Source organism: Pseudomonas sp. W2I6, from assembly GCF_030815935.1.
Classification (GTDB): domain Bacteria; phylum Pseudomonadota; class Gammaproteobacteria; order Pseudomonadales; family Pseudomonadaceae; genus Aquipseudomonas.
The window spans coordinates 368,550-384,772 of the sequence record NZ_JAUSXJ010000001.1; the positions used below are offsets into that span (position 1 = coordinate 368,550).

15 protein-coding genes are annotated in these 16,223 nt (G+C 61.2%); 10 read left to right on the plus strand and 5 right to left on the minus strand.

Annotation, left to right across the window (positions count from 1 at the left end; genetic code table 11):
- The first annotated feature begins 100 nt into the window (after window positions 1-100).
- The 6 genes from adk to QF039_RS01770 all read left to right on the plus strand — a co-directional run bounded on the left by adk (window position 101) and on the right by QF039_RS01770 (window position 4,413).
- Complete coding sequence (gene adk, locus QF039_RS01745) at window positions 101-748, plus strand: adenylate kinase (RefSeq protein ID WP_008431098.1); 648 nt, start codon at window positions 101-103, stop codon at window positions 746-748.
- An 89-nt stretch (window positions 749-837) separates the two neighbouring features.
- Window positions 838-1,524 carry a tRNA (adenosine(37)-N6)-threonylcarbamoyltransferase complex dimerization subunit type 1 TsaB gene (tsaB, locus tag QF039_RS01750; protein WP_177029431.1) on the plus strand — a complete coding sequence of 229 codons (687 nt, stop codon included), beginning with the start codon at window positions 838-840 and terminating at the stop codon, window positions 1,522-1,524.
- Window positions 1,525-1,684: 160 nt separating this feature from the next.
- Entirely contained in the window at window positions 1,685-1,996 is a 312-nt protein-coding gene (locus QF039_RS01755; RefSeq protein ID WP_307516688.1) for a hypothetical protein, read from the plus strand.
- Complete coding sequence (locus tag QF039_RS01760; RefSeq protein WP_307516689.1) at window positions 1,996-2,856, plus strand: DUF72 domain-containing protein; 861 nt, start codon at window positions 1,996-1,998, stop codon at window positions 2,854-2,856. The genes QF039_RS01755 and QF039_RS01760 overlap by 1 nt, the downstream gene beginning before the upstream one ends.
- A 27-nt stretch (window positions 2,857-2,883) precedes the next feature.
- Window positions 2,884-3,711, plus strand: a complete 828-nt coding sequence (locus tag QF039_RS01765) for an oxaloacetate decarboxylase (RefSeq protein ID WP_178911505.1) — start codon at window positions 2,884-2,886, stop codon at window positions 3,709-3,711.
- A gap of 3 nt (window positions 3,712-3,714) precedes the next feature.
- On the plus strand, window positions 3,715-4,413 hold the full coding sequence (locus QF039_RS01770; RefSeq protein WP_307516690.1) for an extensin family protein: 699 nt from the start codon (window positions 3,715-3,717) through the stop codon (window positions 4,411-4,413).
- Between the two features lie 3 nt (window positions 4,414-4,416).
- Here the strand turns inward: QF039_RS01770 and QF039_RS01775 are convergent, their stop codons facing one another.
- Entirely contained in the window at window positions 4,417-5,037 is a 621-nt protein-coding gene (locus QF039_RS01775; protein WP_307516692.1) for an energy transducer TonB, read from the minus strand.
- 96 nt (window positions 5,038-5,133) lie between these two features.
- On the opposite strand from QF039_RS01775, the gene QF039_RS01780 reads away from it, so the two are divergent.
- Window positions 5,134-5,916, plus strand: a complete 783-nt coding sequence (locus QF039_RS01780) for a class I SAM-dependent methyltransferase (RefSeq protein ID WP_003219204.1) — start codon at window positions 5,134-5,136, stop codon at window positions 5,914-5,916.
- A gap of 827 nt (window positions 5,917-6,743) precedes the next feature.
- Here QF039_RS01780 and QF039_RS01785 read toward each other — a convergent pair.
- Window positions 6,744-7,382: a TetR/AcrR family transcriptional regulator gene (locus tag QF039_RS01785; RefSeq protein ID WP_003219360.1), complete on the minus strand. Its 639-nt coding sequence runs from the start codon at window positions 7,380-7,382 to the stop codon at window positions 6,744-6,746.
- A 92-nt stretch (window positions 7,383-7,474) separates the two neighbouring features.
- On the opposite strand from QF039_RS01785, the gene QF039_RS01790 reads away from it, so the two are divergent.
- The 3 genes from QF039_RS01790 to QF039_RS01800 all read left to right on the plus strand — a co-directional run bounded on the left by QF039_RS01790 (window position 7,475) and on the right by QF039_RS01800 (window position 12,381).
- A complete protein-coding gene (locus QF039_RS01790; RefSeq protein ID WP_003219359.1) occupies window positions 7,475-8,575 on the plus strand; it encodes an efflux RND transporter periplasmic adaptor subunit in 1,101 nt (366 codons plus the stop codon).
- A gap of 6 nt (window positions 8,576-8,581) precedes the next feature.
- Window positions 8,582-11,647 carry an efflux RND transporter permease subunit gene (locus QF039_RS01795; RefSeq protein WP_134325827.1) on the plus strand — a complete coding sequence of 1,022 codons (3,066 nt, stop codon included), beginning with the start codon at window positions 8,582-8,584 and terminating at the stop codon, window positions 11,645-11,647.
- A 542-nt stretch (window positions 11,648-12,189) separates the two neighbouring features.
- Window positions 12,190-12,381, plus strand: a complete 192-nt coding sequence (locus QF039_RS01800; RefSeq protein ID WP_008430499.1) for a hypothetical protein — start codon at window positions 12,190-12,192, stop codon at window positions 12,379-12,381.
- A gap of 48 nt (window positions 12,382-12,429) precedes the next feature.
- Here QF039_RS01800 and QF039_RS01805 read toward each other — a convergent pair whose 3' ends face one another.
- From QF039_RS01805 to plsB, 3 genes are read right to left on the minus strand one after another with little or no spacing between them, the layout of a single operon-like run.
- Complete coding sequence (locus QF039_RS01805; protein WP_003219356.1) at window positions 12,430-13,119, minus strand: DUF4197 domain-containing protein; 690 nt, start codon at window positions 13,117-13,119, stop codon at window positions 12,430-12,432.
- A gap of 28 nt (window positions 13,120-13,147) precedes the next feature.
- Window positions 13,148-13,549, minus strand: coding sequence for a YbaY family lipoprotein (locus QF039_RS01810; RefSeq protein WP_003219355.1), 402 nt, complete (start codon window positions 13,547-13,549; stop codon window positions 13,148-13,150).
- 51 nt (window positions 13,550-13,600) lie between these two features.
- The gene (gene plsB / locus QF039_RS01815; protein WP_307516697.1) at window positions 13,601-16,105 is read right to left on the minus strand and encodes a glycerol-3-phosphate 1-O-acyltransferase PlsB; all 2,505 of its coding nucleotides are present in this window, start codon (window positions 16,103-16,105) and stop codon (window positions 13,601-13,603) included.
- Between the last annotated feature and the right edge of the window lie 118 nt (window positions 16,106-16,223).

The window sequence follows — 16,223 nt, forward strand, 5'->3', positions numbered from 1 at the left end:
AGCCTTTGGCCGTTTGTGCGGCCTGGACCCAAAATTTCCGAGATTGGCCCCACGCGGCGAATCCGAGCGTCATCTCTATAAAAAATTGAGGAGCACATCGATGCGCGTCATTCTGCTGGGAGCTCCCGGGGCCGGTAAAGGTACTCAGGCAAAGTTCATCACTGAAAAATTCGGCATTCCACAAATCTCCACCGGCGACATGCTGCGTGCGGCCGTCAAGGCCGGCACCGAGCTGGGCCTGATCGCCAAGAGCGTGATGGACAGCGGCGGCCTGGTCTCCGATGACCTGATCATCAACCTGGTCAAGGAACGCATCAGCCAGGACGACTGCAAGAACGGTTTCCTGTTCGATGGCTTCCCGCGCACCATTCCCCAGGCTGAAGCCCTGGTGAAGGCCGGCGTCGAGCTGGACAACGTGGTGGAAATCGCCGTTGAAGACGAAGAGATCGTGCAGCGTATTGCCGGTCGTCGTGTTCACGAGGCCTCGGGCCGCGTCTACCACATCGTCTACAACCCGCCGAAAGTCGCGGGCAAGGACGATGTCACCGGCGAAGACCTGGTGCAGCGTAAGGACGACACCGAAGAGACCGTGCGTCATCGCCTGTCGGTCTACCATTCCCAGACCAAGCCGCTGGTGGACTTCTACCAGAAACTCTCGGCCGCCCAGGGCAAGCCGAAGTACAGCCACATCGAAGGTGTGGGTTCGGTTGAAGCCATCACTGGCAAAGTACTGGAAGCGCTGATCTGATCGTTCATCCGCTTGATTGACAACGGCCCGCTTGCGGGCCGTTGTTGTTTATACTGACGCACTTTTTTTCAACGTGGATGCATACACCGATGAGCACCTTGCTGGCCCTGGACACCGCGACTGAAGCTTGCTCCGTTGCCCTGCTGCACGATGGCAAGGTTACGAGCCACTACGAGGTGATTCCGCGCCTGCACGCGCAGAAGCTGTTGCCGATGATCAAGCAATTGCTGCTGGACGCGGGCACCACCTTGTCGGCAGTGGACGCCATCGCATTCGGGCGCGGCCCGGGCGCGTTCACCGGCGTGCGCATCGCTATCGGTGTGGTCCAGGGGTTGGCGTTTGCGCTGGAGCGTCCGGTGTTGCCGGTGTCCAACCTGGCGGTGCTGGCGCAGCGCGCGTTTCGCGAACACGGCGCCAACCAGGTCGCGGCGGCCATCGATGCGCGCATGGATGAAGTGTATTGGGGCTGCTACCGCGAAACCGCTGGCGAGATGCGCCTGATCGGCGCTGAAGCCGTGCTGCCACCTGAAGCGGCGGCGTTGCCGGGCGATGCCAGCGGCGACTGGTTCGGTGCCGGCACCGGCTGGGGCTACGGCGAGCGCATTGGCGTGACGCTTGCCGGCCAGGATGCGGGGATGCTGCCCCATGCCGAAGACCTGCTGGCCCTGGCACGCTTTGCCTGGGAGCGGGGCGAGGCGATTCCGGCCGACCAGGCAGCCCCTGTGTACCTGCGGGATAAAGTGGCGCAGACCAAGGCTGAACGCGGGATTATTTGACGTCAAAAGTGCGGGCAATTTCAGACAAAAATAGCCAATCGTCAGAATTTGCCCGCGCTTTTAAACCTTTTACCAATTATGTGTTCTAGTTATCACCAGAGCATTTGCGCGCCATGGAAAGCGCCACTAAAATGCCATCACCGATACCGAGTTCGCATGTATGCGCATAGACGGCTTTTCATCACAGTCCTACCCCCTCAAGCGCAAGCCTCGCAAGGCGAACGTGACGGTAGACGACTCCGTCGAAGGCTCGCCCGATTTTGTTGAAATCCAGTCTGACAACACTGCTGTTTCAACCCGTTCCCAGGGTTCCGGCGGTGCACGCACCAGCGGCGTTCCTGCCCGCCAGCAAGACATGATCTTCCCGCGCTCCATGAGCAAAAACGTCGCCAATGCCCTGGCCAGCTACCTGACCACTGCCGGCTTTGTCGAATGGGATATGGAAGTGCTGGGCCTCGATATCCATATCTGATGCTGTTGCCTTACTACCTCGGTTGTCCGTCCTGGAGTGAAAACGCCTGGCGCGAATACCTGTATCCCGCCGACGCCCGCTCCAGCGATTACCTTGCCCTGTATTCCCAGGTCTTCAACGCCGTCGAGGGCAACACCACCTTCTACGCCCGTCCTTCCGTCGCTACCGTGCAGCGCTGGGCTGAAATCATGCCCGGGCATTTTCGCTTCACGGCCAAGTTTCCGGGGGATATCAGCCACAGCGGCAACCTGATCGAGCAGTTGCCGGCGGCGGAAAGTTTCCTGGGGTTGATGAGCCCGTTGGGCGAGCGTATTTCGCCGTTGTGGCTGCAGCTGCCGGCCAGTTTCACCCCGCAGCGCCTGGGTGAGTTGGCCGGGTTTATCGACGGGCTGGAGCGACCGTTGGCGGTGGAGGTGCGTCACTCGGAATTTTTCGCCAAGGGCGACGCCGAGCGCAGTCTCAACCGCTTGCTGCGCGACCGCGGTGTCGAGCGCATCTGCCTGGACCCGCGTGCGTTGTTCAGTTGCACCTCCACCTCGGCAGCCGTGCTGCACGCCCAATCGAAAAAGCCCAAGGTGCCGCCTCGCCCGGCGGCGCTGACGCAGTTTCCGCAAGTGCGCTTTATTGGCCATCCGGAGTTGGAAGCCAATGATCCGTTCCTGGTGCCCTGGATTGAAAAGGTCGCCGGCTGGATCGAAGAGGGGCGTTCGCCCTACGTGTTTCTTCACACTTCCGACAACCGCCTGGCCGCCCAACTGGCCTTGCGCTTTCATGAGAAATTGATGCTGCGCTTGCCCGGCTTGCCGGCATTGCCCGCCCTGCATCGAGAACCCGCAGCGGAGCAACTGGGGTTACTCTAAGGCTCCTTTTCCCGACAGGAGTCAGTCATGGATGCCCAAACCCTTCGCGCCGAAACCTTCAAGGCCCTGCATGAGCGTGACCGCGCGTTCGTGATGCCCAATCCATGGGATGCCGGCTCTGCAAAAATGCTCGCCAGCCTGGGGTTTGAAGCCCTGGCCACCACCAGCGCCGGCTTTGCCTTCAGCCTCGGCCGCCCGGATGCCGAAGGTGCGTTGTCCCTGGAAGACACCTTGGGCAATGCCGGGGCGATCGTCCAGGCGACCTCGCTGCCCGTCGCCGCCGACCTGGAAAACTGCTTCAGTGACACCCCTGAAGGCTGCGCCAAGACCATCCTGCGGGCGGCAGCGACTGGGATTGTCGGTGGCTCCATCGAAGACGCCACCGGAATTGCCGTCGACCCGATCTATCCCTTTGACCTTTCCGTGGAGCGCGTCGAAGCCGCAGTCGCCGCTGCCCGCAGTTTGCCATTCCCCTTCACCCTGACCGCCCGCGCGGAAAACCTCCTGCATGGCCGGCTGGATTTGCCCGACACCATTCGCCGCCTGCAGGCCTACGCCGAAGCTGGCGCCGACGTGCTCTATGCACCGGCCCTGCGCAGTGCCGAGGAAGTATTGGCGGTGGTGAAGGCGGTTGCACCCAAGCCCGTGAATATCTTGATGTCAGGCGCCCTGAAACTCAGCGTGGCGCAGTTGAGCGAGATGGGCGTCAAGCGCATCAGCGTCGGCTCGGCCATGGCCCTGGCGGCTTATGGCGAGTTCTTCAGGGCGGCCCAGGAGGTTCATGAGTTGGGCACGTTTACCTTCACTGAGCGCTCGATGCCGTTCAACCAGGCTAATCAACTGTTCAAGGGCTGAGGCGTGCGTTTCTTCAAGGTGCTGGGCGTGCTGCTGGTGTTGGCATGTGGTGTGTTGGTTGGCGTGTGGCGGGGCTGGGTGCCGCTGCCCGATGAGTGGAACCCGTGGGCGCCGCTGGACGTGCGGGCAAGCCCGAACCTGCTGACCCGATTCAAGCTTGGGCGTTTGCAGGATGATCCTGCCCTATGTGACCAAGTGCTGAAGACCTCCGGGCTGCGGGTGGCCCATCAGGCGGACAGCCCTGCCGACGCAGCTTGCCCGCTGCGCAATACATTGCGGGTCCAAGGCGCTGACGTCGGCTTGAGCAGCAGCTTTCTCGCCAGTTGCCCGCTGGCCGTGGCGTTCGCCCTGTTCGAGCGCCATAGCCTGCAACCAGCGGCCCAGGCGGTGTTTGGCCAGGCAGTGACGCGGGTCGATCACCTGGGCAGCTTTGCCTGTCGCAATATCTACAACCGCGCCAACGGGCGACTCAGCCAGCATGCGTCGGCCAATGCGTTGGATATCGCCGGGTTTCGCCTGGCGGACGGGCGCACCATCAGTGTGCTCAAGGATTGGCCGGGTGACGGCGAGCGTGCGCGCTTCCTGCGGCAAGTGCGCGACGGCGCCTGCAAGGATTTCAATGTGGTGTTGAGCCCGGATTACAACGCCGCCCACCGTAATCACTTTCATCTGGACATGGGTCGGTGGTGGGTGTGTCGCTGAGGGTCAGGCGGCCAGGCGCAGGTTGTGCAGGATCAGCGGACGCGCCCAGCGGCTGTCGAAATCCAGGGCTTTCTGTTGCTCAACCAGCTCTTCTGTCGGGAACGGTGGCGGTGGTGGTGGCAGCAGGTCCAGTTCGAATTCGGCGATCGGCAAATGCAGCGGGCGTGGTTGCGGCGCGGGACCCGGTTCGGGCAGCGGTTGACCGGCGGCCAGGACGATCGGGCGCACCCAGGCGCTTTCGAAGTTTTGCTGCTTTTGCTGGGCGACCACTTCTTCCGCCGGGTACGGTGGCGGGGCCGGTGGCAGCAGTTCCAGTTCGAATTCGGCGATGGGCAGGAACAGCGGCTCGGGCGGGGCGATCTCGGTGTCTGTCACATCACAGGCGCGCTGGGTGACGATCTGCGACAGCAGGTCACTGCCTTCGCTGGGTTCTACCGCCGGGTCCACAGGTTTCGCCACCGACTTGGCGAGCGCGCCCGGCGTGTCGCCGAGCTGTTCGGCCAACGCCTGGGCGAAGAAGTCCTGCCACACATGACTGACGCCGGCCAGCGCTTGGGTATTGCGCAGGCCGAAGTGGTTGTGGGTCGGCAGTACACCGGTGAATAGCGAAGGAATGTCTGACATTTCTCTCGATCGTCGCTCAGCTCTGGCAAAATGCCGGATCCTTTTTTTTATCGGCCGCTTTTTGCCGATCCTTAATATTTTTGAGCGTAGTCACCGATGAGCGAACAACCAGCGGCCAGCCGCATTCGGGTCGAGGCCTTGGCCGAAGGTTTTCAGGCACGTGCGCAGCACTGGGCCGAGCAGCTGGGGTTGCCTTTGCAACTGGATGAGGCGGACTTTGCCTTGCAGGTGGGGGAGCAGGGGCTGCAGTTGCAACAGCTGGGGCCTGAGGCGCCGGGGCCGGTGCGGGTGGATTTTGTGGAGGGTGGGGCGGCGCACCGGCGTCTGTATGGCGGCGGCAGCGGGCAAATGATTGCCAAGGCGGTGGGTGTGGCGCAGGGCGTGCGGCCCAGGGTGCTGGATGCTACCGCTGGGTTGGGAAAGGATGCATTTGTGTTGGCCAGCCTGGGTTGCGAGATGAGCCTGATTGAACGCCAGCCGTTGATTGGGGCGTTGCTGGAAGATGGCTTGGCGCGAGGTGCAGAGGATTTTGAGGTGGCGCCGATTGTGGCGCGGATGAGGTTGCTCAAGGGCAACTCCATTGAGGTGATGCGCGATTGGGAGGGGGAGCCGCCTCAGGTGATTTATCTGGATCCGATGTTTCCGCATCGGGAGAAGACGGCGTTGGTGAAGAAGGAGATGAGGTTGTTTCGGCCGCTGGTGGGGGATGATCCGGATGCGCCGGCGTTGTTGGCGGCGGCGTTGGCTTTGGCCAGTCATCGGGTGGTGGTCAAGCGGCCGCGTAAGGCGCCTTGTATTGAGGGGGTTAAGCCGAGTCATGCGTTGGATGGGAAGTCCAGTCGGTATGATATTTATCCGAAGAAGGCGTTGAAGTCCTGAGGGCTGGGTACATATCCGTTATTTAGGTAACGGCTGCTTATGGTTTCGCTCTTACAGCGACTCACTTTGGAAAAGCCCCAAAGTAAGCAAAGGGCTCTGCCCCGCCTGTCGGCGCCTCGCTGGGGCTCGGCGTTCCCTCACTCCGGCATTGCTCCGCGGGCCGCCGCGATGGGCCATCCATGGCCCAGCGCGGCTAAACCGGCGTCCTGCCGGTTTACCCGCTCCGCAATACCTGCGTTCGGCCTCGGGCTTATTGGGGCAGTCAGATCAAAATCAAAAGCAAAAGCAAAAGCACAGCGGCCTCCCGGCCGGCTTGAGTGTTAAAAGCAAAAGCAAGATCCAGAGCGAAAACAGATCAGCTTTTCTGTGGGAGCGGGCTTGCTCGCGAAAAACCTGAGAGCGCCGCGTTCATCCAGAATGCCCGCGTCATCGTTAACGACCTTCGCGAGCAAGCCCGCTCCCACATTTGGACCGTGCCCGCTTTAGCTTTTGATTTGGTTTCTAAACACTCAAGCCGGCCGGTAGGCCGCTGTGCTCTTGATCTGCTTTTGATCTTGATCTTAGGCGCCCCGTTAAACCACGCTGGCCGAACGCAGGCTTTGGAGCGTGGGTAACCCGGCAGGACGCCGGGTTAGCCGTCCTGGGCCAAGGATGGCCCATGACGGCGGCCCACGGTCCAAAGCCGGAGTGAGGGCACACCGAGCCTAGGCGAGGTGCCGAGTGGTGGGGCAAGAGCGTTTTGCTTACTTTTGCGCTGTTCAAAAGTGAGCCGCTGTAAGAGCGGAACCATAAGCGGCCCTGACCCAAAAAACGGATATGTACTCAGTTCAAAAAGCCCGATAAGCCCGCATGAACAAACCAACCACTTCCTGCACATGCTCCTCGGCCGCCTCAGCGCTCAGTTGCCCCCCGCACCCATACAACAAACAAAAATTCGCCGTCCCTTTGAGCAAACAGAAAAAATGCTCCGCCGCGGTGAACGGCTTGGCAATACGCAATGCGCCACTCTGGTCGATCTTACCGAGCAGCCGCTCCATCCCCTGCAACATACGCATCGGCCCAGCCTCGAAAAAGATCTGCGACAACTTCGGATCCTGACTCCCGGACGTCATCATCAACCGATGCAGGTTCACCGACTCCTCGCTATTGATCAGCACATGAAACCCGCGGGCGATATTGAGCAGCACCTTCTCCACCGGCATACCCTCGGGCAGCTCGAAATACATCACCGGTAACTGCTCTTCGCACTTGGCAACCACCGCTGCCGAGAACAGCGTCTCCTTGTCGGTGAAATGGCTGTACACCGTCAGCTTCGACACCCCGGCCTCCACTGCCACGGCATCCATGCTGGTACTGGCATATCCATTACTCAAAAACAGGATCTTCGCCGCATCAAGAATCGCCTGGCGTTTTGCCATGTCCTTGGGACGCCCGGGGCTATTGGTGTTCACAGGATTGTCGGACATTTTCACTTTATTACTGGACTGGTGAGTTTGGTATTAATAACATACTGGCCAGTATAATTATTCCTAGCACCATTAGCGAAAGGTCCTTCAGCATGCGCAGCTATTTCCTGCCACTCGCTTTGCCTGCCAGCTTGTTATTCCTGTTGGCTGCCTGTGGCCATGAAGAAGCGGCGCAAACCACCGTCCGCCCGGCCATGGTGGTTCAACCAGAGCCTTCGGCGCAGGCTTCCGACAGCTACCCGGGCGAGGTGCGTGCACGCTATGAACCCGACCTGGCCTTTCGCATTGGCGGCAAAGTCAGCCGACGACTGGTGGAGGAGGGCGAGCGCGTCAAGGCCAACCAGCCCCTGGCCGAACTCGACCCTCAGGACGTACGCCTGCAACTGGAAGCCACCCGCGCCCAGGTCGCCGCTGCCGACGCCAACTTGAGCCTGGTGCGCGCCGAGCGTGACCGCTACAAGACCCTGATGGACCGTCAGATGGTCAGCCGCTCCCAGTACGACAACTCCGAAAACCTCTACCGCTCCGGTGAAGCACGCCTCAAGCAGATCAAGGCCGAATTCGACGTGGCCAATAACCAGGCCGGTTACGCCGTGTTGCGCGCACCCCAGGATGGCGTGGTCGCCAAGCGTGCAGTGGAAGTCGGCCAGGTGGTGTCGGCCGGCCAGACCGTATTCACCCTGGCCACCGATGGCGAGCGGGAGGTGTTGATCAGCCTGCCGGAGCAAAGCTTCGGGCGTTTCAAGATTGGCCAGCCGGTGTCCGTGGAACTGTGGAGCCAGCCCGACCAGCGCTTCAACGGCCGCATCCGCGAACTGTCGCCGGCTGCCGATCCAAAGTCGCGAACCTTCGCCGCCCGCGTCGCGTTTACCGGCGGCAAAGTGCCTGCGGAACTGGGGCAGAGCGCTCGCGTCTTCATCCAGGCTGACGGTGTGATTCCCCTGGCGGTGCCGCTGTCTGCCCTGAGCGCGGAGAACGGCGCGTCCTACGTCTGGGTGGTGCAGCCCGACAATACCCTCAAGCGCACACCGGTGCGGATCGGCGCCTTTGGCGAGAAAACCGTGCCGGTACTGGAAGGCTTGAACCCCACTGATTGGGTGATCGCCGCCGGTGTGCATGTACTCCATGAGGGCCAGCAAGTGCGCCCGGTGGATCGCGCCAATCGAGTGGTAAGTCTGGCGGCCAAGGAGTAGTCCCCGATGGGTTTCAATCTTTCCGAATGGGCGTTGCGTAATCGCCAGATCGTACTGTTCCTGATGATCCTGCTGGCAGTGGTCGGCACCTTGTCCTACACCAAGCTGGGACAAAGCGAAGACCCGCCGTTTACCTTCAAGGCCATGGTGATCAAGACCAACTGGCCAGGCGCTACGGCCCAGGAAGTGTCGCGCCAGGTCACCGAGCGTATTGAAAAGAAATTGATGGAGACCGGCGACTACGAGCGCATCGTCTCCTTCTCGCGGCCCGGTGAATCCCAGGTCACCTTCATGGCCCGGGACTCGATGCACTCCGCAGAGATCCCGGACCTCTGGTACCAGGTGCGCAAGAAAATCAGCGATATTCGCCAGACCCTGCCACCGGATATCCAGGGCCCGTTTTTCAACGATGAATTCGGTACCACCTTCGGCAATATCTACGCCCTGACCGGCGATGGCTTTGACTACGCCGTGCTCAAGGACTACGCCGACCGCATCCAGATTCAGCTGCAACGGGTGCCGGATGTCGGCAAGGTCGAACTGCTGGGCTTGCAGGACGAGAAGATCTGGATCGAGCTGTCCAACCTCAAGCTCGCCACCCTTGGCCTGCCGCTGGCGGCCGTGCAGCAGGCGTTGCAGGAACAGAACGCGGTGTCCACCGCCGGCTTCTTTGAAACCCCGAGCGAGCGCGTGCAGTTAAGGGTGTCCGGCAACTTCAAGACCGTTAAGGAGATTCGCGACTTCCCGATCCGCGTCGGTGATCGTACGTTCCGTATCGGTGACGTGGCCGAGATTCATCGTGGCTTCAACGATCCACCGGCACCGCGCATGCGCTACATGGGCGCCGACGCCATCGGGCTGGCCGTGGCCATGCGTGATGGTGGCGACATCCTGGTGCTGGGCAAGGCCCTGGAAGGCGAATTCGCACGCCTGCAGAAGAACCTTCCTGCCGGTATGGAACTGCGCAAGGTGTCGGACCAGCCGGCAGCGGTAAAAACCAGTGTCGGCGAATTCGTCCAGGTGCTCGCCGAGGCCCTGGCGATTGTGTTGCTGGTGAGCTTTTTCTCTCTGGGCGTGCGCACCGGCATGGTGGTCGCCCTGGCGATTCCGCTGGTGTTGGCCATGACGTTTGCCACCATGTATTACCTCGGCATCGGCCTGCACAAAATCTCCCTCGGCGCGCTGGTGCTGGCGCTGGGCTTGCTGGTGGACGATGCGATCATCGCCGTGGAAATGATGGCGATCAAAATGGAGCAAGGGTACGACCGGCTCAAGGCCGCCAGTTTCGCCTGGACCAGCACAGCCTTCCCGATGCTCACCGGCACCCTGATCACGGCCGCGGGTTTCCTGCCGATTGCCACGGCGCAATCGAGCACCGGTGAATACACCCGCTCGATCTTCCAGGTGGTGACCATTGCGCTGCTGGCCTCGTGGGTCGCCGCAGTGATGTTCGTGCCGTACCTGGGGGAAAAACTCCTGCCGGACCTGGCGAAGATTCATGCGGCCAAGCATGGCACCGACGGGCCGGATCCCTACGGCACACCCTTCTATCAGCGCGTAAGACGCCTGGTGGAATGGTGTGTGCGTCGGCGCAAGACGGTGATCGTCCTGACCTTGCTGCTGTTTATCGGCTCGGTGGCGCTGTTCCGCTTTGTGCCCCAGCAGTTCTTCCCGGCTTCCGGGCGACTGGAACTGATGGTCGACCTGAAACTCGCTGAAGGCGCGTCCCTGAGCAATACGGCCGACCAGGTCAAACGCCTTGAAGCCTTGCTCAAGGAACATGCAGGTATTGAAAATTATGTGGCCTACGTCGGTACCGGTTCGCCACGTTTCTACCTGCCGCTGGACCAGCAACTGCCGGCCGCCAGCTTTGCCCAGTTTGTGGTGTTGGCCAAGACCATCGAGGAGCGCGAAAGCTTGCGCACCTGGCTGATCGAAACCCTCAACGAACAATTCCCGGACCTGCGTTCGCGGGTTACGCGGCTTGAAAACGGCCCGCCGGTTGGCTACCCCGTGCAGTTCCGGGTAACGGGCGAGCACATCGAAGAAGTCCGGGCCCTGGCGCGGAAAGTGGCGGCCAAGGTTCGCGAAAATACCCACGTGGTCAACGTGCACCTGGACTGGGAAGAACCGAGCAAGATCGTCTACCTCAACGTTGACCAGGACCGCGCCCGTGCCCTCGGCGTGAGCACCGCCAACCTGTCGAAATTCCTCCAGAGTTCCCTCACGGGCTCCAGCGTCAGCCAGTACCGCGAGGACAACGAGTTGATCGAAATCCTGCTGCGCGGCACGGTGCATGAGCGCACCGAACTGTCGCTGCTGCCAAGCCTGGCGGTGCCGACCGACAACGGCAAGAGCGTGGCGCTGTCGCAGATCGCGACCCTGGAATACGGCTTTGAGGAAGGCATCATCTGGCACCGTAATCGCCTGCCGACCGTGACCGTTCGCGCCGATATCTACGGCAAGGAACAACCGGCCACCCTGGTGCAGCAGATCCTGCCGACCCTCGAAGGCGTGCGCGCTGAACTGCCGGACGGCTACCTGCTGGAAGTTGGCGGCACGGTCGAGGATTCCGCCCGTGGGCAGAACTCGGTCAAGGCCGGTGTGCCGCTGTTTATCGTGGTGGTGCTGACCTTGCTGATGCTGCAATTGCGCAGCTTCTCCCGCACCGCGATGGTGTTTCTCACGGCACCCTTGGGCCTGATCGGGGTGACACTGTTCCTGCTGGTGTTCCGCCAGCCCTTTGGGTTCGTGGCGATGCTGGGGACCATCGCGCTGTCGGGGATGATCATGCGTAACTCGGTGATCCTGGTGGACCAGATCGAGCAGGACATCAAGGCCGGCCTGGCTCCCTGGCAGGCGATTATCGAGGCGACCGTGCGGCGCTTCCGGCCGATTGTGCTGACGGCGCTGGCGGCCGTACTGGCGATGATCCCGCTGTCCCGCAGCGTGTTCTTCGGGCCGATGGCCGTGGCGATCATGGGCGGCTTGATTGTTGCGACGGCATTGACCCTGTTGTTCCTGCCCGCGCTGTATGCGGCGTGGTTTCGGGTGCGCAAGGAGGCGGTGTAAGGCTGCGAGTGGCAGGGGTGTCCTGTAAGGAAATGCCTCTGGTCATTCACACATAGACGCAAACTACGACCCTGGGCGACGGAACGTTTGCCCGTGGTGCTCCACTCAGAATTGTCTGATTGACAGACGTCGTTGTCGGGGCCGCAAGCCTGCGGTCCCGATGAACAACAATGAGTTCATGGAGTGTCATATGTTTATTTTGTCTGCCCTGGCAGCTTTCAAAGGTGCTTTCCTGGGGTCACTGCTGGGCAATCTGTTGCCTGGTTCCAATAAAGAAGCTGATACGGCGCGACCGCACAAGCCCGGCCATGGACGGCCCGGTTTCAACCACGGCCATCACTCCCGACCAACGGGGCCTGTCCTGCCTGCGCGGCTCAAGCCGTATCACCAGGCGCCGGTGCATGAGGCCCACCAACCCTACCAGAGGTCATCGGCACTCTTTCCGATCCATCGATAGCCGCTGACTCGAGGCAGCCCGGGAACCACTCGGGCTGCCTTGCCACTCAGAGGGGGCTTTTGACCATAGATATCGAGGAGTGTGTATGATTTTTCCAGTACTGGTTTCACCACTGCACCTGTTGGGGGCTGTATTTGGAATAGGGCCGAATTTCGGTCGGTCCAATGGCAATGGCCAGCCCGAGATCAACATTAATATCAAAACCGAAAACAACACCACCAACAGCAGCAACAGCAATGCCGTGGGTAGTGATTTGCCTTGCAAGTGCCGCTATTAAAAAAAACGCCCTGAATAGTTCAGGGCGTTTTTAGTTGCCGGGTGTGGTCTACAGCGCGCCGAACACCTTCTTGGCCAAGCTGGTGGCAGCCGCCGCCGGGTTCTTGCGAATGGTTTCTTCCTGCTGGGCGATCATCTTGAACAGCCCGTCCAGCGCCTGTTCGGTCACGTAGCTTTCGACATTGGCGCTCTTGGCATCAATGGCGCCAAAGGTGGCGGCCTTGCCGGCGAGCGCGTTGTACTGCTGGGCCACGCCGACCTTGTCGGTAGCGGCCTTGACGATCGGCAGGAACTTGGCCCGGATCTCGTCACGGCTGCTTTTGTTCAGGTACTGGGTGGCCGAGTCCTGGCCGCCGGTGAGGATGCCCTTGGCATCGGTCACGCTCATGTTTTTCACCGCGTTTACCAGGATCGGCTGGGCCTGGGTGACAGCAGACTCGGCCGCCTTGTTCATGCTGGTTTCAAGTTGCGTGACCTGGTCACCCATGCCGAACATTTTCAACTTGTCAGCGACTTTGCCCAACTTGCCCGGCAGGCCGATCTTCACTTCGGGGTTGTTGCTGAAACCACCGGGCACACCCAGTTGTTTCACGGCAATCTGTGCGCCTTGGGTCAGTGCATCCTTGAGGCCGCCGGTGGCATCGCCCTGGGACAGGCTGCCGAGGGACAAGGCCATGGCGTTGGCACCGAGCAGCAAGCCGGCGCACAGGGCAGTGAGGCGAAGGGAGTTACGGAGCATGGGCGCTTCCTTATGTTCGATATTTTAATCAGTGTGCAACCGCATCCACGCGCAGGCGCAGCGGTTGTGGGTCCTGGCCGTTCAACTGCACGGAGTGCCGTTCGGTGGTGATAAACAGTAGCTTGCCCTCCAGTTCGATGCGAGCGCTCACTGAGTAACTGTGGCCAGGCTTGACCTGGGTCGGGTCGTAGCTCAGATGAAAGGGCAGCGGCACCTGGCCTTTCACCGGGCCTTTCTGCTCGGCCAGGGTCACGGCCGGGGCGTCCATCAAGGACACATCCTGCAGGGTCACACTCAAGGTGGCGGCGGGCGGGAGGGCGATGCGTTGCAAATAGAAGACTTCGCCATCGAGGCTGGCTTTGGGCGCGGGGCTCATGGTCTGGCAGGCTCCCAGCAGGGCGGTCAGGCCCAGGAGGATGATTTTTTTCATGGTGCAGCTCCTTGTCAACGGCGCCAGAAACACCCTGGCGCCTCGGTCACTCTAGTGTGTTTCTTCGGGTACCACAGGCTGGTCTGCCGCCTCTTCGCTGCGATGCAGTGCGACCTGGCGAATCGACAGGCGAATCTCCGCGGGCAATACGCGTTTGGCTGCACCTTCGGCCAGCTCACCCAGCAGCGGGTGATAGCTCAGTTTGCCGGCCTCGTCGCGACGCAGCACATCTTGCTCCAGCAGGGTCTGGATAAAATGTCGGAAAAGGCTCTTGTCGAAGAACTCCGGGGCATTCAGGCCGTGCAGGATCGACAGGCGCTGGGCCATGACCGTGCACAGGTCTTCCAGCTCTTCGGCGCTGATGCTGTTCTGGCCGCTGTTGAGCAGCAGCGAGATCGCCATGTAGAAGCGTTGCAGGGTCTGGGCGATGCTCTTGGACAGCAGGGTCAACAGCACAAACTGCCGTGAGCTCGGCGCCGGGCGCAGGTACACGTCGTTTTCAAAACGCAGCAGGCCTTGTTCGACGAAGGCTTCGAGCCACTGGTCGACCACCGCGTCCAGCTCGTCCAGGGACCAGCGGATAAACAGCTCCGATTGCAGGTACGGGTAGAGCGCACGGGTATAGCGTAGGATCTGTTCGCGGCTCATCCGCGAGCTGCTCTGGAAGAAACTTGCCAGCAGCGCCGGCAGGGCGAAGATGTGTAGCACGTTGTTGCGGTAGTAGGTCATCAGGACGGCGTTCTGCTCGTCCAGGTAGAGGATCTTGCCCAGTGCATCGCTCTGTTCCGACAGCAGGTGCATGTCCTTGACGTGCTTGATCAGCGCCAGGCCGTCGCCTTCCGGCAGGGTGGTGTGGGGCGAGTAGGGCACCTTGCGCAGCAGTGCCAGGTACAGATCCAGCTGGCGCGCCATCGCCTGTTCGTCCAGGGCCAGGCGGGTGGTGGACAGCAGCGCGAGGGCCACCAGGTTCACCGGATTGATCGCCGCCGCTTCGTTCAAGTGTTGCGCCACCCGTTCTCCGAGGCGGTTGGTGGTTTCGTTGAGCCACGCCGGCTTGTAGTTCGGGCCCAGCTCCTGGGAGCGCCAGTCGGGCTGCTCGCTGTCGAGGAATTCAGCCAGCTTGATCGGTTCGCCGAAGTTCACGGCGACCTGGCCAAAGCGCTGCTTGAGGGCGCCGACCACTTTGAAAATATCGAAAATCGACTCTTTCTTCTTGCTCGCACCGCGCAGTTCGCCCAGGTAAGTGCGGCCTTCCAGCACCCGCTCATAGCCGATGTACACCGGCACGAACACGATGGGCATGCGCGAGGAACGCAGGAAGCTGCGCAGGGTGATCGCCAGCATCCCGGTCTTCGGTTGCAGCATGCGCCCGGTGCGCGAACGTCCGCCTTCGACGAAGTACTCCACCGGGAAACCCTTGGTGAACAAGGTGTGCAGGTATTCGTTGAACACCGAGGTGTACAGCGGGTTGCCCTTGAAGGTGCGGCGCATGAAAAACGCCCCGCCACGGCGCAACAGGCTGCCGATCACCGGCATGTTCAGGTTGATCCCGGCGGCGATGTGCGGCGGGGTCAAGCCATTCTTGAACAGGAGATAGGAGAGCAGCAGGTAGTCGATATGGCTGCGATGGCACGGTACATAGATCACCTCGTAGCCCTGGGCGACCTTTTGCACACCTTCGATGTTGTTGACCTTGATGCCGTCGTAGATCTTGTTCCAGAACCAGCTCAGCACCACTTCGAGGAAACGGATGGCGGTGTAGGTGTAGTCCGAGGCGATCTCGTTGCCATAGCGCAGAGCCTGGGCCTTGGCTTTCTCGGGGGTGATTTTCTCGCGTTCGGCCTCGTCGAGGATCGCCTGGCGTACCAGTGGCATGTTCACCAGGCCCTTCACCAGGTTGCGCCGGTGGGACAGGTCGGGGCCGATCACTGCGGTTTTCAGGTTGCGAAAGTGCACCCGCAGGATGCGCTGGGCCATGCGCACGGTGCGTTCGTGGCCTTTATTGTGCTCGATCAACTCACGCAGGTTGATGGGCGCGGAGAATTGCACCCGGGTCTTGCGGCCCAGGATCAGGATGCTCAGCAGCCGGCGCAGGCGGCCGGTGACGGCCCAGCTGTCGGCGAACAGCAGTTTCCAGGGGCTGGACTCGCTGTCGGGCGACTGGCCCCAGAACACGCTGACTGGAATGATCTGTGCATTCTCTTCGGCGTGTTCGGTGAGCACATCCACCAGGCGGGTCAGGGTGGGTGGGGCCCCACGCTTGTCCTGGCGCCCCAGCCAGTCAGGGTCGGGCGTCAGGTAGAAGAAGGCCGCCGGCTCCATCAGCGGGCCGACCGACACCGGCAGCACCGGGCGCGGCAGGCCGGCCTTGGTACATTCGGTATCAACAACCGCCAATTCGGTGAGGGATGGAGATTGCAGGACGTAAAACACCGGACGACTGCGGTCGAGGTTCAAGGTAAGGGACGACTGGTTGATCGTCTCTGAGCGAACCCAGAGGTACAACAGCCGGCGCAAGGTGCCAAATACCAGACGGCGAAAGGGAGAACGGGTCATACGGCTTCTGCTTTGAGTGGGGAAAAAAACCGGGCAGGTGCTCGGGGCGCTAGTGTGCAGTATTAGCCGAAAATCGGCAAAAAAGCGGCGAAGTAATCTTGAGTTGAAGCTTTTTGAG